The sequence below is a fragment of the Sphingobium yanoikuyae genome, from assembly GCF_034424525.1.
Lineage (GTDB): Bacteria > Pseudomonadota > Alphaproteobacteria > Sphingomonadales > Sphingomonadaceae > Sphingobium > Sphingobium yanoikuyae.
The window spans coordinates 3455487-3473455 of sequence record NZ_CP139979.1 but is presented as its reverse complement, the minus strand read 5'-3'; the positions used below and the strand labels follow the sequence as shown (position 1 = coordinate 3473455).

At 66.1% G+C, this 17969-nt stretch carries 17 protein-coding genes; 5 read left to right on the top strand and 12 right to left on the bottom strand.

Going from position 1 to position 17969, the window contains the following annotated elements; genetic code table 11:
• Positions 1–23: 23 nt before the first annotated feature.
• The 5 genes from U0025_RS15990 (at position 24) to U0025_RS15970 (ending at position 4390) form a co-directional block, all read left to right on the top strand.
• Positions 24–920 (top strand): NAD(P)-dependent oxidoreductase, encoded by an 897-nt coding sequence (locus U0025_RS15990; RefSeq protein ID WP_004208432.1) that lies wholly within the window; start codon positions 24–26, stop codon positions 918–920.
• Positions 917–1939 carry an amidohydrolase family protein gene (locus U0025_RS15985; RefSeq protein ID WP_004208431.1) on the top strand — a complete coding sequence of 341 codons (1023 nt, stop codon included), beginning with the start codon at positions 917–919 and terminating at the stop codon, positions 1937–1939. Before U0025_RS15990 ends, U0025_RS15985 begins: the two co-directional genes overlap by 4 nt.
• Positions 1940–2036: 97 nt before the next feature.
• Positions 2037–2441, top strand: coding sequence for a protocatechuate 4,5-dioxygenase subunit alpha (ligA, locus tag U0025_RS15980; RefSeq protein ID WP_004208430.1), 405 nt, complete (start codon positions 2037–2039; stop codon positions 2439–2441).
• On the top strand, positions 2441–3289 hold the full coding sequence (locus U0025_RS15975; protein ID WP_004208429.1) for a class III extradiol dioxygenase subunit beta: 849 nt from the start codon (positions 2441–2443) through the stop codon (positions 3287–3289). The genes ligA and U0025_RS15975 overlap by 1 nt, the downstream gene beginning before the upstream one ends.
• A 159-nt stretch (positions 3290–3448) precedes the next feature.
• Positions 3449–4390 (top strand): Gfo/Idh/MocA family oxidoreductase, encoded by a 942-nt coding sequence (locus U0025_RS15970; protein WP_004208428.1) that lies wholly within the window; start codon positions 3449–3451, stop codon positions 4388–4390.
• A gap of 131 nt (positions 4391–4521) precedes the next feature.
• On the opposite strand, the gene U0025_RS15965 is transcribed toward U0025_RS15970, so the two are convergent.
• The 12 genes from U0025_RS15965 to U0025_RS15910 all read right to left on the bottom strand — a co-directional run bounded on the left by U0025_RS15965 (position 4522) and on the right by U0025_RS15910 (position 17957).
• Complete coding sequence (locus tag U0025_RS15965; protein WP_004208427.1) at positions 4522–4749, bottom strand: hypothetical protein; 228 nt, start codon at positions 4747–4749, stop codon at positions 4522–4524.
• Complete coding sequence (locus tag U0025_RS15960; RefSeq protein WP_004208426.1) at positions 4739–4969, bottom strand: hypothetical protein; 231 nt, start codon at positions 4967–4969, stop codon at positions 4739–4741. Before U0025_RS15960 ends, U0025_RS15965 begins: the two co-directional genes overlap by 11 nt.
• Before the next feature lie 61 nt (positions 4970–5030).
• Positions 5031–8360 carry a glycosyl hydrolase gene (locus U0025_RS15955; protein WP_004208425.1) on the bottom strand — a complete coding sequence of 1110 codons (3330 nt, stop codon included), beginning with the start codon at positions 8358–8360 and terminating at the stop codon, positions 5031–5033.
• 16 nt (positions 8361–8376) lie between these two features.
• A complete protein-coding gene (locus U0025_RS15950) occupies positions 8377–8805 on the bottom strand; it encodes a hypothetical protein (RefSeq protein WP_004208424.1) in 429 nt (142 codons plus the stop codon).
• The gene (locus tag U0025_RS15945) at positions 8802–9704 is read right to left on the bottom strand and encodes an alpha/beta hydrolase (protein ID WP_004208423.1); all 903 of its coding nucleotides are present in this window, start codon (positions 9702–9704) and stop codon (positions 8802–8804) included. Before U0025_RS15945 ends, U0025_RS15950 begins: the two co-directional genes overlap by 4 nt.
• A 15-nt stretch (positions 9705–9719) precedes the next feature.
• Entirely contained in the window at positions 9720–11024 is a 1305-nt protein-coding gene (locus U0025_RS15940) for a family 1 glycosylhydrolase (RefSeq protein WP_004208422.1), read from the bottom strand.
• Positions 11025–11048: 24 nt separating this feature from the next.
• Positions 11049–11897: an alpha/beta hydrolase gene (locus U0025_RS15935; RefSeq protein ID WP_004208421.1), complete on the bottom strand. Its 849-nt coding sequence runs from the start codon at positions 11895–11897 to the stop codon at positions 11049–11051.
• A gap of 70 nt (positions 11898–11967) precedes the next feature.
• Entirely contained in the window at positions 11968–14253 is a 2286-nt protein-coding gene (locus U0025_RS15930) for a TonB-dependent receptor (protein WP_004208420.1), read from the bottom strand.
• Positions 14254–14288: 35 nt separating this feature from the next.
• Entirely contained in the window at positions 14289–15119 is an 831-nt protein-coding gene (locus U0025_RS15925) for a fumarylacetoacetate hydrolase family protein (protein ID WP_004208419.1), read from the bottom strand.
• Positions 15119–16027: a VOC family protein gene (locus U0025_RS15920; RefSeq protein ID WP_004208418.1), complete on the bottom strand. Its 909-nt coding sequence runs from the start codon at positions 16025–16027 to the stop codon at positions 15119–15121. Before U0025_RS15920 ends, U0025_RS15925 begins: the two co-directional genes overlap by 1 nt.
• Positions 16024–16452, bottom strand: coding sequence for a GlcG/HbpS family heme-binding protein (locus U0025_RS15915; protein WP_004208417.1), 429 nt, complete (start codon positions 16450–16452; stop codon positions 16024–16026). Before U0025_RS15915 ends, U0025_RS15920 begins: the two co-directional genes overlap by 4 nt.
• Positions 16449–17957, bottom strand: coding sequence for a bifunctional 3-(3-hydroxy-phenyl)propionate/3-hydroxycinnamic acid hydroxylase (locus U0025_RS15910; protein WP_004208416.1), 1509 nt, complete (start codon positions 17955–17957; stop codon positions 16449–16451). Before U0025_RS15910 ends, U0025_RS15915 begins: the two co-directional genes overlap by 4 nt.
• Positions 17958–17969 lie beyond the last annotated feature (12 nt).

Sequence of the window (17969 nt, the reverse complement as noted above, 5' to 3'; positions counted from 1 at the left end):
CATGATCCGTCATCCAACCCGCCATGGAGCAGGAAATCGGTCTGATCGGATTTGGCGAGGCAGGGTCCACCTTTGCGATGGCGGGGGACTGGATCGACGCGGCCCGCGTCTATGATATCCAGACGGATGTCGGCGCCACCCGCGATGCGATGCTGGCGCGCTGTGCCAGGGCCGGCGTCCGGGCCGTGCCGACGCTGGCCGATGCCGTCACGCCCGTCACCGTCATCCTGTCGCTCGTCACCGCCGACCAGGCGCTCGCCGTGGCGCAGGCCGCCGCCGCCCATATCGCGCCCGGCGCGCTCTATTGCGATCTCAACAGCGTCGCGCCGCAAACCAAGCAGGCGGCAGCCCGCGCGATCGAGGCGGCCGGTGGCCATTATGTCGATGTCGCCGTCATGGCGCCGGTCGATCCGGCCCGGCTGAACGTGCCGCTGCTGGTCAGCGGTGGCCATGCCGATGCCGCGCGGGCAGGGCTGGCCCGGCTGGGATTCACCAATATCCGCGTCGTCGGCGAAGCCGTCGGTCGGGCGTCGGCGATCAAGATGATCCGGTCGGTGATGGTCAAGGGGCTGGAGGCGCTGACCGCCGAATGCATGCTGGCGGCCGATGCGGCGGGTGTGCTGGACGAGGTGATCGGATCGCTCGACGCCAGCGAGAAGCCGCGTCCCTGGGATATCCGCGCCGACTATAATCTCGACCGCATGATGGTCCACGGGCTGCGCCGCGCGGCCGAGATGGCGGAGGTGGTCAAGACGCTCGACGGCCTTGGCACCGGTTCCGCGATGACGCGCGGCACGGTCGAGCGCCAGCAGGCGATCGGCACGCTCGGCCTGAAGGCGCCGCCCGAAGGACTGGGCGCCAAGATCGACAGCATCATCCAAGCAAAAGCAGAACAGACAGGAAAGGCCGACCCGGCATGACCATGATTATCGACTGCCACGGCCATTATACCGTGCTGCCCAAGGGGCATGACGCCTGGCGCGAGGAGCAGAAGGCGGCGTTCAAGGCGGGCGTGCCTGCCCCCGCCTATCCCGACATCAGCGATGCCGAAATCCGCGAGACGATCGAGGCGAACCAGTTGCGCCTGATCAAGGAACGCGGCGCCGACCTCACCATCTTCTCGCCGCGCGCTTCGGCCATGGCCCCTCATGTTGGCGACGCGGCGGTGGCGAAGGAATGGGCGATGCGCTGCAACGACCTGATCGCGCGCGTCGTCGGCCTGTTCCCCGAAACCTTCGTCGGCGTGTGCATGCTGCCCCAGTCGCCCAAGGCGGACATGGCCAACAGCATTGCCGAGCTGGAACGCTGCGTCGACATGGGCTTCATCGGCTGCAACCTCAATCCTGATCCGGGCGGCGGTCATTTCCAGCATCCGCCGCTGACCGACCGTTACTGGTATCCCTTCTACGAGAAGATGGTCGAGCTGGACGTGCCGGCGATGATCCATGTGTCGGGCAGCTGCAATCCGGCGATGCATGCGACCGGCGGCTATTATATCGCGGCCGACACCATCGCCTTCATGCAGTTGCTGGAAGGCGACCTGTTCAGGGATTTCCCGACCCTCAAGTTCATCATCCCGCATGGTGGCGGCGCGGTGCCCTATCATTGGGGCCGTTATCGCGGTCTGGCCGACATGCTGAAGAAGCCCGACCTGTCGACCCATCTGATGAACAACATCTTCTTCGACACCTGTGTCTATCATCAGCCCGGCGTCGACCTGCTGGCCGACGTGATCGACAACAAGAATATCCTGTTCGGGTCGGAAATGGTCGGCGCGGTGCGCGGCATTGATCCCACCACCGGTCATTATTTCGACGATACCAAGCGCTATGTCGATGCGCTGGACATCAGCGAGGGCGAGCGTGCCGCGATCTTCGAGGGCAATGCCCGCCGGGTCTTCCCCCGGCTCGACGCGCAATTGAAGGCGCGCGGCCTGTAACCGCAGCCTGTAACCCTATCCCCGCGGAGGGGCGCGTTCATCCCCCGGTCCTTTGTTGGAAGGAAGGGCCGGGGGATGGATGCCAAGAGAGGATGAGATGAGCATCGATATCCACGAATATCTCGCCGAGTTCGACGATATCCCCGGCACCCGCGTCTATACGGCGGCGCGGGCGCGACAGGGCTATTGGATGAACCAGTTCGCGATGAGCCTGATGAAGGCGGAAAACCGCGTCCGCTGGCTGGCCGGCGAGCGCGCCTATATCGACGAATGGCCGATGACCGAGGCGCAGAAACAGGCGATCCTCGACCGCGACTATAATCGCTGCCTGGACCTGGGCGGGAACATCTATTTCCTCGCCAAGGTGTTCTCGACCGACGGCCTCAGCTTCCTGCAGGCGGTCGGCACCATGACCGGGATGAGCCCGGAAGACTATCAGGCGATGATGATCGCCGGCGGCCGCTCGCCTCAGGGCGTCCGCTCCATCAAGGAGAAACGCTGATGGCCCGCATCACTGCCGGCGTCGCCACCAGCCATGTGCCCGCCATCGGCGCTGCCATGGACCTCAAGAAGACCGCCGAACCTTACTGGCAGCCCTTGTTCGCCGGCTATGACTGGTCGCGGCAATGGATCGCGCAGGAAAAGCCCGATGTCGTGATCCTGGTCTATAATGACCATGCCTCCGCCTTCGACATGAAGATCATCCCGACCTTCGCGATCGGCTGTGGCGAACGCTACAAGCCGGCCGACGAGGGCTGGGGGCCGCGCCCGGTGCCCGACGTGATCGGCGAGCCGGACCTGGCCTGGCACATCGCCCAAAGCCTGATCCTCGACGAATTCGACATGACCATCATCAACGAGATGGATGTCGACCATGGCCTGACCGTGCCGTTGAGCCTGATGTTCGGCCAGCCCGACGCCTGGCCGTGCCGGGTAATCCCGGTCGCGGTCAATGTCGTCACCTATCCGCCGCCATCGGGCAATCGCTGCTGGCGGCTGGGCGAGGCGATCGCCCGCGCGGTCGAGAGCTTCCCCGAGGATCTCAACGTGCAGATCTGGGGCACGGGCGGCATGAGCCACCAGCTTCAGGGCCCGCGTGCCGGTCTCATCAATGCCGAGTGGGACAATCGCTTCCTCGACCTGATGAGCCAGAGCGACGATGGCGAGGCGCTGCGGGCGATCGAGCATATCGAATATCTGCGCGAGACCGGGTCCGAAGGGATCGAGATGGTCATGTGGCTGATCATGCGCGGGGCGCTGGGCGACAAGGTCCGGCCGCTGCACCGCCATTATCATGTTCCTGCTTCCAACACCGCGGTCGGGCACCTGGTGCTCGAACCGATGGACTGAATTTCGGTTCGCACTCCTGCCTCCCCTCCCTTCTAGGGAGGGGCCGGGGGTGGGTGCGAGCGTAGCGAGCCTCCTTCGGAGGCACCCACCCTTGAATAGAGACAGGTGTCTCTATTCAACCCTCCCTTCCAGGGAGGGGCTTTAGATGGAGAAAATTCCATGCGTATTGCCCTCGCCGGTGCCGGCGCCTTTGGCGAAAAGCATCTTGATGGCCTCAAGAATATCGACGGCGTCACCGTCACCTCGATCATCGGCCGCGAACTGGAGGCGACGAAGAAGGTCGCCGAGAAATATGGCATCGGCCATGTGACGACCGACCTCAACGAGACGCTGGCGCGTGACGATGTCGATGCGGTGATCCTGTGTACGCCGACCCAGATGCACGCGGAACAGGCGATCGCCTGCATGAATGCGGGCAAGCATGTCGAGGTGGAAATCCCACTCGCCGACAGCTGGGCCGATGCGCAGGCGGTGCTCGCGAAGCAGAAGGAAACCGGCCTTGTCTGCATGGTCGGCCATACCCGCCGCTTCAACCCGTCGCATCAGTTCGTCCACAACCGCATCCAGGCGGGCGAATTCAACGTCCAGCAGATGGACGTGCAGACCTATTTCTTCCGCCGAAAGAATATCAATGCCAAGGGCGAGCCGCGGTCGTGGACCGACCATCTTCTGTGGCATCATGCCGCGCACACGGTCGACCTGTTCGCCTATCAGGCGGGCAAGATCGTCGCCGCTCACGCGATGCAGGGGCCGATCCATCCGGAACTGGGCATCGCCATGGACATGTCGATCCAATTGAAGAGCGAGACCGGCGCCATCTGCACCCTGTCGCTGAGCTTCAACAATGACGGACCGCTGGGCACCTTCTTCCGCTATATCGGCGATACCGACACCTATATCGCGCGCTACGACGATCTGGTGAACGGCAAGGAAGAGCCGATCGACCTGGCCGGCGTCGCCATCTCGAACAATGGCATCGAATTGCAGGACCGCGAGTTCATCAGCGCGATCCGCGAGGGCCGTGAGCCCAACAGCTCGGTCGCCAAGGTGTTCGACTGCTATCGCGTGCTGGGCGAACTGGAAACGCAGCTCGCCGGCTGATTCCGATCCCTTCGGGGTCGCAAGGGGGCGTGGATGGCGACCGGCCGTCCGCGCCTCTTTGTTTTTGACAAGGTGCAGTGATGCTGGCGCATCAGCACCTTGCAACGCTCAAGCGCCGCGCGGGCTTGGTGTTACCGATCGATCAGCGGATGGCGCAGGTGCAGATCGTCCAGCAGCGTTTCGATCACCGATATCTCGCCCGGCGTGCCGCTCGGCGTGAAGGCCCAGTTGCAATGGGGATGGGTAGCGCGGCTGTAGATTCGGACCGGACCGATCGCCTTGCGCCAATGATGCTTGCTCTTGCCATGGGCGATCACCAGCCGCGCGATCATCATGTCGATCAGCCGGTCAGACGTCATCGTCCCACCCTTCGATCCCGTCCGCATCGCGATTGCCCGACCAGCTGACCGGGCTGTCCAGATAGGCTTCCAGCTCGCGCCAGTGCCGGTCCCAGCCGGGCCCGCGCCGCGCTTCGGGCACCTGCCGTTCGACCAGCCAGCGGGCGCGGGCCACGGGATTGCCCGCCGGCGCGCGCAGCCGGTCGAGGATGGCGCGGATGCTCTGCTGATCGTCGGTCATGATGACCGCCTGATAGGCGGCGACTTTCGCGCGTTCAAGCGAGCATCCGTGTGCGCTTTGCTTATTGTTCGGTTGACAGCGTGACCGGCCCGATCAGGCCCGACGGACGCAGCGGTGCATCGGGACGATAGGTGGGGGCGGCGGTGAAGGTGATCTTGTCCGCGCCGGGCTGCTGGTCGCCGATCAGGCGGTTGACCCACAGGTTCGCGACCTTCACCTCGATCGCGTTGCGGCCGGGCTTCACCAGTCTGCCGACGTCCAGCCGATAGGGCGCGAACCAGCTGGTGCCCGCGACCTGGCCATTGACCCGCACCTCTGCGACATCGCCGACGCTGCCGAGATCAAGCCACAGCGGCGCGCCGGGCCTGGCGCCCTTGGGCAGGGTAAAGCTGCTGGCATAGGTCGCCTCGCCCGAGAAATAGCGCACACCCGGATCGCTGCTCTTGTCGAGCGCCGTCAGCGTCGGCATCGCGATCTCGGCCGGTGCGCCGCGCCCCGACTGGAAGCGCACGGTCCAGGGCTGCGACAGGGTGGCGACCTGCTTTACGGCCGCCGGCGCGATCGTCCGGCTGGGGGCCTGCGCCGGCTTGCGGAACAGGATGAAGACGGCATCCTCCGGCCCGACATCGAGCGGGATGACCGTGTCGCTGCCTTCGGTTCGGTAGGACAGCGGCGCGGCGCTGCCGTCGATCGCGCGCCAGATTTCGGGCTGGCGGCCGGTGACGCGGAAGCGCGCTTCGACATGCTCGGCCTGCGCCTTGCCATTGGTCACATAATAGAGGTCACCATCGGGCAAAGCGCGGTGGAGGAAGCGATAGGCACCGGCATCGCTGCTGCCGGTCACGCGGAAATCGGCGCCGATGCCCGTGCCGGCAAGCGCGGCGTCGACATCGGCGCTGGCGATCACCTTGCCCTTGCCGACCGGCTGACCGCTCCACAGCTTCGCCACCAGCGCGCGGAAGGCGGCGGGATCATCCTGCAGGCCGGGCGCGCGGTCGGGTGCGGTGCCGATCAGGGTAGCGCCAGCCTCGACCAGCGCGGCGATGCGCTGCAGGGTGGCGAGCGTCACCACCTTGCTCGATCCGCCCAGATACAGCGCCTTGTAGCGCGCCTTGCCGGCGATCAGGTCGCCATCCTGCACCGACGCCCTGGTCGCCAAAATCTCGGCATTGACGAAGTCATAGGCATAATCGCTGGGCAGGTCGGCCGGCACGCCATGTTCGAACAGCGCGGTGATCGGCGCATCCTCGCCATAGAAATAGGCGATGTCGGCATGGTCGCGGCCCTGCTGCAACAGGAAGCCGGTGCGCGCCATATAGTCGACCCAGGGCTTGGCCATATTGGCCCAGCTTTCGTGGCGGTTGAAATATTGGCCGAAGATCATGAGGCTGAGGCCCGGCACCTTGTCATCCACCGGCTGGTGGACGGAGGTGTGGACGATCGGCCGGTTGACGCCGGACACGAATTCCAGGTCGATCACGCGCTTGAGGTCGGCCGGGGCAAAGGCCCAGGGCGCGAAGGCCGACGTCATGCTTTCGGCCGACACGATATTCTGGCCATAGATATGGGCGACCGACGCCGCGCCCTTCATGTCGCCGATCAGCGTCGGGCGCGGTGCGCTGCCGCGATTGAAGGTCCACATCGCCGCCATCGGCACATCGGTATGCGACCGCATCGCCAGGTCGTCGCCCAGCACCGGCCGGCCATTTTCCAGCGCCTCGCCATAGACGGTCAGGCCATGCTCATGCGCGACCTTCGCCACCGTGCCATAATGGGCGTCGGCCAGCAGATCGGCCAGGGTCTGGCGATAATCATGCAGGAAGGCATCGCTGCGCGCGGCCGATCCCACGACTGCGCCGGTCAGGGTCGGCAGGAAGGGGACGGGATCATAGCCGCGCCGCGCCTTGAACTCTTCCACCATGCGCGGTGTCCAGTTGGACGCGCCCACCTCGATACTGTCGGTCAGCAGCGCGCTGATGCCCTTCTTGCCGATCCAGTCGGCGCCGACCGCATCGCGATACATGGCGAGATAGGTTTCGAGATAGCGGCGCACGGCCGCCGCATCATATTTGTCGACCTCCAGCCCGGTGGCTTCGGGCGTGGCAGGATGGTTGGTCTTGCCGGTCAGCGACCAGCCCATGCGGACGATGCGCCAGCGCGTGCCCCTGGGTGCGGTCCAGTCGAGCGTGCCATCGGGACGCAGCCGGTCGGTCAGGTCGATAACCCTGGCCGGATCGATCGCCGGCGCATCGGCCAGACCCATGTTCAGGCGGTTATAATCGGATGCGATGGCATAGCCGGCCTTCGCTTCAAACTGGTCGATCCGCGCCTCGGCTGACAGGCGCAGGTCGCCGATGCCCAGCGTCTGGCTGGCCGGGCGGCCGAACACGTCGATCATCACCGCACCGGGCGCGCCATCGCCCAGGCCCGGCGACTTGGCGGCGTCATTGGGCGACAGGACCAGCCGGAAGCGCTGCGCCGTGACCGGCGCAAAGCTGGTGGTGGAGGCGACTTCGGTCAGCGAGAAGCGACCGAGCGGCTGCCAGCCCTGCGCCGTTTCCGCCTCGATCGTCGGGCGATAGGCGGGGTCGCCGAAGGGCGGGCGGGCATGGGGCACGAACAGGCTTGCCGACCGCACCGTGACCGGCTTGCCATAATCAAGGATCAGCGTGCCGGGATGCGCTTCATCGCCCTTGGCCATCTGCGCCACGCTTTCCAGATCGCTGTCGTCCAGCGCCGCGGCGCCCGCAATCGGCTGGCCATTAGCATCAAGGATATGCGGCGTCGGCAGGGCGGCCTCGGCGATCGGATAGGCCAGCACCCGTGCCTCGCCATAGGCGCGCGGCTGGTCCGGTATCTCCGCGTCGCCCGCCAGCGGATCGCTGAACTTCGCGCTCTGGAAGGCGCCCGTCACATTGGACGGGGCGGGCAGGGTGCCCTTGATCCGCTTGCCGCCTTCGACCTCGGTTTGCGCCCAGACCAGCTTCTTCATCGCATCCTGCGGCTTGACCCAGGGGCCGCCAGTCTCGCTCCAGCCCGGCGAGGCGGCGATGGCGAATTCCAGCCCCTTGGCATCGGCGGTCTGGACGGCGTGGCGGAAGGCGTCCTTCCAGCCGTCGGTCATATAGACCAGCCGTTCCTTGACGATTTGCGGCGTCTGCAGATTGGCGTCGAAATTCTGCACCCCGCCAATGCCGATGCGCGCCAGCCAGTCGAGATCCTTGTCGATCCCGTCCTTTGTCACATTGCCGTTCAGCCAGTGCCACCACACGCGCGGCCGGGCCGACTGGGGCGGATTGTTGAAGCCGTCGGCCAGATCGTCGGCCTGGGCCGGCATGGCGAGAACAGTGCCGGCCAGCAGCATGGCGAGACGCAGGGAACGGAAGGTCATCGGGGCGATCCTCATGTCAGATGATTGGGGCGGACGAGAGCATCCGCCGCAGCGCCAGGCTGGCGACCAGCGCACCGAGCGCGCCGCCATAGGCAATCTTGATGGCCAGCGCGGCGCCCCAGCCGATCGGCGGCAGGCCACCGGTCGCGAGCGACAGCAGCCCGCCCAGCGCGGCACCGGCCAGCGCAAAGCCGGCGGCGCGCAGCAGGATCGGGCGCAGGGCGCCACCCACCCGTTTGCGCGCGATCAGTGCCGGGACGAGCGCGCTCATCAGTGCAACGGCAATGCTCTGCGGCACGAAATCGAGCGCCAGCCGATCCGGCGCCGCCCAGGCGAGCAGGCGGGGCTGGGTGCCGAACAAGGCAAGGAAGAAGGCCAGGCTCAGCGCGCCATTGATGCCGACGCTGATCGCCGCCTCCCGCCGGATCGAGACGGCGCCGGTCATTGCCCCGCCTTCGTGAGCAGGCCGCGCATGTCCATCCAGCTCAGAAATTGCGGCAGCAGACCCATGGTCGTCGTGCCCGGCTTACCCATGCCGAAGCCATGGTCGCCGCGCTCATAGGCGTGGAGTTCGACCGGCACATGCGCCCGGCGCCAGCTTTCGACCAGCGCATAGGAGGGATTGGGGAACAGGCTGTCGTCATTGGCGATCGCCGCGAACATCGGCGGCGCGTCGGCGGGCACGTCGCGCGCCAGCATCGGGCCATAGACATAGCCGATGAAGGACGGGCGATCCGCGCCCTTGCCCTCCAGCGTGGCGTTCATCACGGTCATGGCGCCGGCGGAAAAGCCGATCATGCCGACCCTCCGGGGATCGATGCCCCATTGGCCAGCGCCCGCCCGCACCCGCTTCAGTGCCGCGAGTGCATCCAGCGTGGCGCGCGGCTCGCTGATCGTCGGCGGGACGCTGGGATCGCTGAGCGATTCCGCCATGCGCTTGCCCATATAGGCCGATGCCTCGGCCGTGTCGGCCGGGGTCTGGTTCAGCCGATATTTGAGGACGAAGGCGGCGACGCCATGATCGGCCAGCCAGCGCGCGACATTCCAGCCCTCATGATCCATCGACAGCAGCATGAAGGCGCCGCCGGGCGCGACGATCACCGCCGCGCCAGTTGCCTTCGCCGGATCGGGCAGGACCGGGGTGATGGTCGGCACGGTGACGTTGCGTACCGCCAGATCGTCGCCGAAGCGCACCCAATTTTCGGTTATGCCCTTGGGCGCCTTGAGATCGGGATAGAGCGGGATGGCATCGGGTTCGGCCGGGGCCGTGGCGGGCACGGGCGTCGGCATCTGGGCGATGCCGGGCGAGGCCAGCAGCAGCGGGAGCAGCACAAGGCGCTTCATGGCGATCCTCCCCCGTCAGAGCGCGTTGCGCCGGGCGATCGCGCCATAGACGGCGGCGCTGGGCTTGGGCGTGCGGGCGAAGGTCACCGGATCGACGCTGTGCAGGCCGAATTTGGGCTTGTAGCCGAAGATCCACTCGAAATTGTCGAGCAGCGACCAGTGGCAATAGCCCAGCACCGGCACGCCATCGTCGATCGCGGCCTTGAGCCCCGCCAATGCCTCCGGGATGAACTTCGCGCGGACCGCATCATCGTCGCTGCCCACGCCATGTTCGGACACCAGGATCGGCACACCGGTCGCTTCATGGGCAAAGCGGACCGCGCCGCCGAGCGAGGGCGCCCAGACTTCGGTGCCGGACCAGTTGACGGCCGAACCCTTGGGCGCGGGCAGGCGGCCCTTGTCGCCCCACAGGGCACGCTCATAATTCTGGACGCCGATGAAATCGTCGCCCTTCGCGATCTCCAGCCAGTTGCCATAAAGCTGCTTGCGCATGGCATCGCGCACCGAATGGGCACCGACCGCCTGATCGTCCATCAGCGCCAGCGAGAAACCGACCGGCAGGTCGCCGCGCACCGCCTTGATCGCCGCCTTGCCCGCCTTGTGCGCGGCTTCCAGCCCGGTCTGGAGCGCGGGCAGATCGTCGAAGCCGGCGACATTAGCGCAGACATATTTGGGCACGCCCAGCCGCTTGGCCGCGGTTTCCAGCGTCAGTTTCTGGATGTCCCACACCTGTGGCGGCAGCATCGGCTTCAGGAGCAGCAGGATATTGGGTTCGTTGAGGGTGATGGCGCTTGCGATGCCCTGGCCCAGCGCGCGCATCGCCTTGTCGCAATAGCGGGCGAAAAGCTGCGCGCTTTCCGGGTTGGTCCAGCCGCCCTGCGCGCTGAACCAGCGCGGCGCGGTGAAATGGCTGAAGGTGACGATCGGGGCCAGACCGCGGGCATGGCAACCGTCGATCACCGCCTTGTAATGATCGAGCATCGCCTGGGAGAAGAGGCCCTTTTCCGGCTCGATCCGCGCCCATTCGATGCCGAAGCGATAGGCGTTGAGGCCCATGGCCTTGACGAGGTCGAGGTCGGTTTCCCACAGCGCGAAACTGTTGCAGGCATCGCCCGAGGGCTGGGAGAAGACGGTCGGTTGCTGATTCTCCACGAACCACAGGTCGCTGGCGATATTATTGCCCTCGACCTGATGCGGCGCGGTGGCCGCGCCCCAGTAGAAGCCCTTGGGGAAATTGGGGTTGGCGCTCTTGCGCGCGGCAATGGCGGGGGCGGCCATCAGCGCGGCGCCGGTAGCCAGAAGGGTGCGGCGATCCAGCATGTTCCGTCTCTCCTATTATAATTGTCAGGCAGTGGTTTCGCGCACGAAGGCGCAGATTTCTTGCAACAGCCGCCGATCGGCGGTGCCCAGATGCATGGCCATGGAATAATGATTATGGCCCGACTGGATGAAGGCGCGCGGCATGGCGCCATGGCGCGCCAGCCGGTCCTGCAACAGGCTCAGGAACTCGGCCTGGAAGCGGGGCGGGTCGAACTCGGCGCAGGCGATCAGCAGCGGCAGGTCGGTCGAAGCAATGGCTTCCAGCGGCATGCGTTCCGGGTAGAGCGAAGCCTCACCATAATAGAGCATGTCGCGCGGATCGAGCGGGGTATAACCATAAAGGCCCGACAGCAGCACGGCAGCGCGCACGGCGTCCGATCCGGCGAGTTTCAGATAGCCCGCGACATGGACGGCGCCGGCCGACGTGCCCATCAGGACGATGCGATCGGGGTCACCGCCATGCTCGGCGGCATGATCCTTGAGCCAGGCGACGACGGCCGCAACATCTTCCGCCCCGGCGGGCCAGCCATGGTCGGGGGCAAGGCGATAATTGATGACGACGCCCAGGAAACCGGCCTGCGCCGCCATCCGGCCGACATTGGCATTGGGCCAGGCGTCGGCGCTGCCCTTGTCGCCCTTCAGAAAGCCGCCGCCATGGACGAAGACCAGAATGGGGGCGGGGGCATCGCCCTTGGGGGCATAGAGGTCGAGCCGGTGGCGGGCGTCCGGACCATAGGGGATGTCCGCCTGCGACACCGGGATCGCCGCCGCCAGCGCCGCCTGCTCGGCATCGAACAGCGCCCGGCACTGGCCGAGTATGTCCGGTCCCAGATCGGTGCCCAGTGCGGCGATGGCGTCCCTGATCGGCTTCATATGTCCCCTCTGGCCAGAAGGATTAGGAAAAAAGACGGGACGCCACCAGCGGCGCCCCGCCTCAGGAGGATCAGAATTTCGCGTCCAGGCTGATGCCGATCTGGCGGAAGGACTGCGGACCATAGATGGCGCCGATATTCTGTTCGCCCTGGTCGGTGGTGTAGGGGAAGTCGCTCTGCATCAGCGAGGGCTCATGCACGTTGAACAGGTTGCGACCGAAGATCGCGACGCTGTAGCGATCGTCATCGGTGCGCAGGCCGATGCGGCCGCCGACCAGCCAGTGCGAACGGAAGGTGGTTTCGTCGTTCGAATTGGCTTCGTAGCGCACCTTCGATTTCCACACCGTGTCCGCTGCCAGGAAGCCCTTCAGGCGGCTCGTGACGGGCGCTTCATATTCGCCCGACAAAGTGAACTTGTATTTGGGCGCATAGGCGAGCTGGCTGCCGCCGATATTGGTGCCATCGGTGCCGATGAAGCCGCCCGGATAGGTCGCCTTCGCATAGATGAAGCCGGTGTTGAGCGACAGGCCGTCGAAGACCTTGCCGAAGAAGTTGATTTCCGCGCCACGCGACTTCACGCCGTTGATGTTGGTCTGGACGCAGGAGATGACCGCCGTGCTGTCCACCGTGCATTGCTGCGCCTGGAAATTCTTGATCTTGCTGTAGAAGACGTTGAGGTCCGCGACCCAGCCGCCGAACAACGTGCTCTTGAGCCCCAGTTCATAGGCGGTCGGGATTTCCGGCTGCACGACGAAGGGCTTGGCCGGCGCCGAGGGGATGGCGATCTGCCCGCCCTTGAACCCGCGCGAGGCGGTCGCATAGACCATGGTGTCGTTGGCCAAGTCATATTGTGCGCCCAGGCGCCAGGAGAATTTCTGGACGTCCAGCACCGTGCGGCTGAACGGATCGGCCGGGGTGAAATAGTCGTAGCGGTCCATCGACAGCCGGTCGGTGGTGTAGCGGCCGCCGGCGATCAGCCGCAGCGCGGGCGACAGGTGGAAGGTGCCCTGGCCGAACACGGCCAGCGATTCATCCTGGATGTCGATGTCGGCGCCGGGATTGCGCACGATCGGGATGACGAGGCCGGGGAAGGGCACGACCGACACCGCCAGCGTTTCAGGATCGCGGGTCTGCTTCTGGTTCGAGTAGAAGACGCCGGCGGTATATTCGAGGAACTGGTCGGCAGGCGAGCTGACCCGCAATTCCTGGGTGAAGAGGCTCAGGCGCCGGTTGGTCGGGCCGTTGGCGACCTGCAATTCCAGCGGATCGGCCCGGAACACGTTGCTCGCCGCGCCATAGCCAGTCTCGTTCGACTTGCGATAGGCAGTGATGGAGGTGAGGGTGAAGGGGTCGGCCTCATAATCGACCTGCAGCGAACCGCCGTAATTTTCGGTATGGCCGACATAGCTGTCGTCGCTGCAATAGTCGCGATTGCCTTCGCCCGGCGTCACGCCGCAGCTGGCAAGCCGGGCGGTGATACCGGTGGTGTCGGCCAGCAGGCCGCCCAGCGCCGTGCCCGGACCGCTGGTCTTGACGAAGGTGAAGAAGTCGCCGCCATTCTCGATCCGGCTCTTGGTATAGTCGCCGATGACATTGACGGTCAGGCGATCGGTCGGCTCCCACAGGAAGCGGCCGCGAATGCCGTAGCGATCGGTGTCATTATAGTCGCCGGTGCTGGCGTTGCGGTTGGGGCCCTGGCGAAAATTGGCGACGCCCGACAGGCGGATCGCGGCGTTGGTGGCCAGCGGCACGTTGATCATGCCCTGCACGACCTGGTTGCCGAACTTCGACCCCAGCGTGCCGGCGTCGGACAATTCGGTGCGGACGCGGGCGACAAAGCCGGTCGGATCGGGCGCATTGGTGGTGATGTTGATGACGCCGGCCGAGGTGGTGAGGCCGAACAGCGTGCCCTGCGGCCCCTTGAGCACTTCGATCCGGCTGACGTCGAACAGGTCGGAGATATTGGCGTTGCCCTGGCTCACCTGGTCGACGACCACGCCGACCGATGCGACGGCGCCGGCGGAGAAGGTCTGGGTGCCGATGCCGCGGATCGACCCGCCGCCGCCGGTATTCTGACCCGGCGCCTGCTGGATTTCCAGGCTCGGCGCAATGCGGTTGAGGTCGTTCATCGTGTTGACCTGCTGCCGCTCCAGCTGGGCGGCATTGGCCACGGTGATGGAGATCGGCACCTCGGTCACCTTCTCCGCCTTGCGCTGGGCGGTGACGATGATGTCGGAATTGTCCGCCGGCTGTGCCGCCTGTTCGGGCGCGGGCGCGTCCTGTGCGAAGGCCGGCGCGGCGATCGCGATGGCGCTCGCGCTGGCGAGGGCCGCAATGGTGATGTGGATGTTACGCATGGTCTGTCCTCCCCCGGTATGCGGGTTGATGATTGTTATTGTTCGTCGATGATGCGGTTGCTGAGCGTGCCGATGGTGCCGATGGTCACTTCGACCTTGTCGCCGGCCTTCATGTAGAGCGGCGGGGTGCGCTTATCGCCGACGCCGCCCGGCGTGCCGGTGGCGATCACGTCGCCGGGGCTCAAGGGCGTGAAGGCGGTGACATATTCGATGACCGTGGGGATATCCCAGATCATGTCGCTGACCGGCTGGTCCTGCACCAGTTCGCCATTGAGGCGGGTCTGGACGCGCAGCGCGGCAAGATCGTCAATCTCGTCGGGCGTCACCAGCGCCGGGCCGAAGCCGCCGGTGCCGGGAAAGGTCTTGCCCGGCGTGAACTGGATATTGTGGCGCTGCCAGTCGCGCGCGCTGCCGTCGTTGAAGGCGGCATAGCCGGCGACATAGTCCCAGGCGTCGGCGGCCGCGACCTTGTGCGCGGGCTTGCCGATCACCAGCGCCAGTTCGCCTTCATAGTCGAAACGCTCGGTCACGGCCGGCTTCACCATCGGCTGGCCGTCGGCGATCAGGCTGTCGGCATAGCGCACGAAGATCGCCGGATGCGCCTTCTGCTCACGGCCGGTTTCCTTGACATGCTCGGCATAGTTGAGGCCGACGCAGAGGATCTTGGCGGGATCGGGGATCACCGGCAGCAGTACGACATCGGCGGCGGCATAGGATGCGCCATTGGCCAGGCCCGACAGGCTGCCGTCGGTCAGCGCGGCCTTCAGGCTCGGCGCCCCATCGGTTGCCAGCTCGACGATCGTCTCGCCCTCGATCCGGCCGAAGCTGGGGGTGCCGTCGGGACGGCGGAAACTGACATAGCGCATCAGGCTTGTTCCTCGTTGATCAGGTCTAGCGATTGGGCATCCCAGTCGCGGCGATGGCGGAATTTCTCCTCGGCGGCGCGCAGCCCGGCGAAATCCTTGTCGGACATGCCCCACTGGTCGATCCGGCCCTCGGGCCAGGTCCAGTCCTCCGGCGCGCCGGCCTGATAATCCTCGGCCACCTTTTCCACGGCGGTCGAAAATTCGATCACCGGGCCAAAGGGGGCGATGAAATAGGCGAAGACATTGGCACCCGGACCATGGCGGCCCGGCCCCCAGGCGGGCACCATGCCATGGTCGCGCAACCGGCCGATGCCGCGCATCACCGCGTCCATGTCCGCCATTTCGAAGGCGATATGGTTGAGGCTGGCAAAGCCGGCGCGGGCGAAAGCGGTGGAATGATGCGAGTCATTGCAGCGCACGAACACCATGCCCTTGGTCCGGTCCGACACGCGAAAGCCCAGCGCCTCCTCGACCAGATGGCCGGTCGCCTCCGCATCGGCGCTGTTGAAGACGACATGGGTCAACTTCACCGGCAGGTCGGCGCCGACGATCGGCGCAACCTCCTCGGCATCGACCAGGAAGCGCAGCAATTCGCCCTCGGCCAGTTCGACGATGATGCCATGGCCGCCGCCCAAATCTTTCGACACGGTGGGAGTCGCGGGCAGGCCGGCGGCAGTGACGCTGCGCTTCAGCTGCTCCAGCCGGTCGGCGGTGCAGACGAAGGTGGTGGAGCGGACATAGGCGTCCGCCGCTTCCGTCAGCGCCACGAGATAGGGATAGCTGCCCGATCCACGCAGATAATGGGTTTCGCCTTCTTGCGCTGCCGGGGCCATGCCCCAGATGTCGGTCAGGAAGGCGGCGGCCTCTGCCGCATGGGGCAGCGCCAGTTCGATGCTGCGCAGCTTCATTTCGTGTCTCCGTGGAAGAGGCCGGCGGCCTGAATGCCGGCCATGGCGCAGGCTTCGTCGCACTCGCCGGTGTCGCCGCTGATGCCGACCGCGCCGGTCAGCGCGCCGTCCGCATCACGGATCAGCACCCCGCCGGGCGAGAAGGCCATCTGGCCGGTGGCCGCCGCGATGCTCTGGAAAAAGACAGGGTTGGACGCGGCGCGGGTGGCCAGCACCCGCGTATCCGCGCCCATCCCCAGCGCACCCGAGGCTTTGGCCTTCGCGATGTCGAAACGGAACAGGCTGGCGCCATCTTCGCGGGCAAAGGCGACCGGATGGGCGCCGGCATCCAATATGATGACGGCCAGCGGCTGGGCGCCATCGGCGCGTGCCTTGGCAAGCGCGGCGTCGATGATGGCGCGGGCCTGGGCGAGCGAGAGGGTCATGCCGCAATCTCCTGCGGGGCGGTGCCGGCGATCAGCGCGTCGCGTCGGGCGATCAGTTCTGCGGGGGCGCCAGTGCCTAAGACATAATGGTCGGGGCGGACCAGCACCGCCTCGACGCCGCGCGCATCGAGCCAGTCGGCGACATGGCCGTCATCGCCCAGGTCCGCGACATCGATCACGGTCACGTCACCGCCGACAACCGGCTGGCGGGTGAACAGGCGCCAGCCATCGCCGGTCACATCGTCCAGCAGCCGGTCGCCGACACGCGGCTGGATGAAGCGTTCGCCCGCACCCGGCGTTCCGGTGGCGATGATGCCGGTGGCGATGGCGGGGATCAGGTCGGCAGCGGTGCCGCTCTGGGCGCCCTTGGCAGCTTCGCGCAGTTGATGGTCGCGCGCGGCGGCGGCGTCGGGGTCGAGCACGCAGATATAGCGGCCCGCGCCCACGGCAGCGGAGATGACGGCGCGGACATGGGGATCGCGTTCGGGCTGATAGCTGTCGAGCAGGCTTTCGGGCGCCTTGCCCGCCAGCACCAGTTCCAGCTTCCACGCCAGGTTCGCGGCGTCGCGCAGGCCATGGCACATGCCCTGGCCGAAAAAGGGCGGCGTCTGGTGCGCGGCATCGCCGGCCAGGAAGACGCCGCCCTGCCGCCACCGCTCGGCGATCAGTCCATGGAAACAATAGGTGGCCGCGCGCACGATCCTGTGCGGCACGCCGTCAAGATAGGGGGCGACGAGCGCAGCCACGGCATCGGGCTGCATCATCGCCTGATCGTCTTCGCCGGGCAGCAGCATGAATTCCCAGCGGCGATGATTGCCGCGTCCCGGCACGATGGTCGCCGGGCGCTTGGGATCGCACATCATCACCGACAATTTCTGCAGGTCGGCCGCTTGCGGCACGCCCCACAGGTCGGGGAAACGGACCGGGCCGTCGACTTCGGCATCGACCACCAGCCAGGGTTCCTCGAAATCCAGATCATCCAGGCTGATGTCGAGCGCCTTGCGCACCGCGCTGCGCGCGCCGTCGCAGGCGATGACATAGCGGGCGCGGACCTGTTCCTCGCCGGCGTCCGACCGCAGCGTCAGCGTGACGCCGTCCTCGTCCTGCGCCAGCGCCTCGAACGCGGTGCCAAGCGACAGCTCGACATTGGGATAGACGTCCAGCGCGTCGCGCAGATGGTCTTCCAGTTCGGGCTGGTAGAAGAAATAGTCGTTGGACCAGCTATAGGGGCGGGGACGGCCCACCGTGCCCATGTAGCGGATCACGCCATGATCGGCGCCGACATGCAGATGGCCTTCGGTATCGCGCATGCCCGGCGCGACCCGGTCGATGACGCCGGCCGACTGGAACAGGCGCATCATCTCATGGTCCAGATGGACCGCGCGGGGCAGGGGATAGGGGTTGGCCTCGCGCTCGATCACCAGGACCGAGACGCCCGCTTTCCCAAGTAAATTGGCCGCAAAGGCCCCCACCGGCCCGCAGCCGATGATCGCAACGTCGAACATGAAAGCGTCTTT

Bases quoted from the DNA above. Each gene is read 5' to 3' on its own strand.
- U0025_RS15960 (WP_004208426.1), bottom strand. From the start codon at position 4,969: ATGACCGACGATCAGCAGAGCATCCGCGCCATCCTCGACCGGCTGCGC.
- U0025_RS15940 (WP_004208422.1), bottom strand. From the start codon at position 11,024: ATGCTGGATCGCCGCACCCTTCTGGCTACCGGCGCCGCGCTGATGGCC.
- U0025_RS15950 (WP_004208424.1), bottom strand. From the start codon at position 8,805: ATGACCGGCGCCGTCTCGATCCGGCGGGAGGCGGCGATCAGCGTCGGC.
- U0025_RS15930 (WP_004208420.1), bottom strand. From the start codon at position 14,253: ATGCGTAACATCCACATCACCATTGCGGCCCTCGCCAGCGCGAGCGCC.
- U0025_RS15910 (WP_004208416.1), bottom strand. From the start codon at position 17,957: ATGTTCGACGTTGCGATCATCGGCTGCGGGCCGGTGGGGGCCTTTGCG.
- U0025_RS15945 (WP_004208423.1), bottom strand. From the start codon at position 9,704: ATGAAGCGCCTTGTGCTGCTCCCGCTGCTGCTGGCCTCGCCCGGCATC.
- U0025_RS15915 (WP_004208417.1), bottom strand. From the start codon at position 16,452: ATGACCCTCTCGCTCGCCCAGGCCCGCGCCATCATCGACGCCGCGCTT.
- U0025_RS15990 (WP_004208432.1), top strand. From the start codon at position 24: ATGGAGCAGGAAATCGGTCTGATCGGATTTGGCGAGGCAGGGTCCACC.
- ligA (WP_004208430.1), top strand. From the start codon at position 2,037: ATGAGCATCGATATCCACGAATATCTCGCCGAGTTCGACGATATCCCC.
- U0025_RS15955 (WP_004208425.1), bottom strand. From the start codon at position 8,360: ATGACCTTCCGTTCCCTGCGTCTCGCCATGCTGCTGGCCGGCACTGTT.
- U0025_RS15935 (WP_004208421.1), bottom strand. From the start codon at position 11,897: ATGAAGCCGATCAGGGACGCCATCGCCGCACTGGGCACCGATCTGGGA.
- U0025_RS15965 (WP_004208427.1), bottom strand. From the start codon at position 4,749: ATGACGTCTGACCGGCTGATCGACATGATGATCGCGCGGCTGGTGATC.
- U0025_RS15920 (WP_004208418.1), bottom strand. From the start codon at position 16,027: ATGAAGCTGCGCAGCATCGAACTGGCGCTGCCCCATGCGGCAGAGGCC.
- U0025_RS15985 (WP_004208431.1), top strand. From the start codon at position 917: ATGACCATGATTATCGACTGCCACGGCCATTATACCGTGCTGCCCAAG.
- U0025_RS15925 (WP_004208419.1), bottom strand. From the start codon at position 15,119: ATGCGCTATGTCAGTTTCCGCCGTCCCGACGGCACCCCCAGCTTCGGC.
- U0025_RS15975 (WP_004208429.1), top strand. From the start codon at position 2,441: ATGGCCCGCATCACTGCCGGCGTCGCCACCAGCCATGTGCCCGCCATC.
- U0025_RS15970 (WP_004208428.1), top strand. From the start codon at position 3,449: ATGCGTATTGCCCTCGCCGGTGCCGGCGCCTTTGGCGAAAAGCATCTT.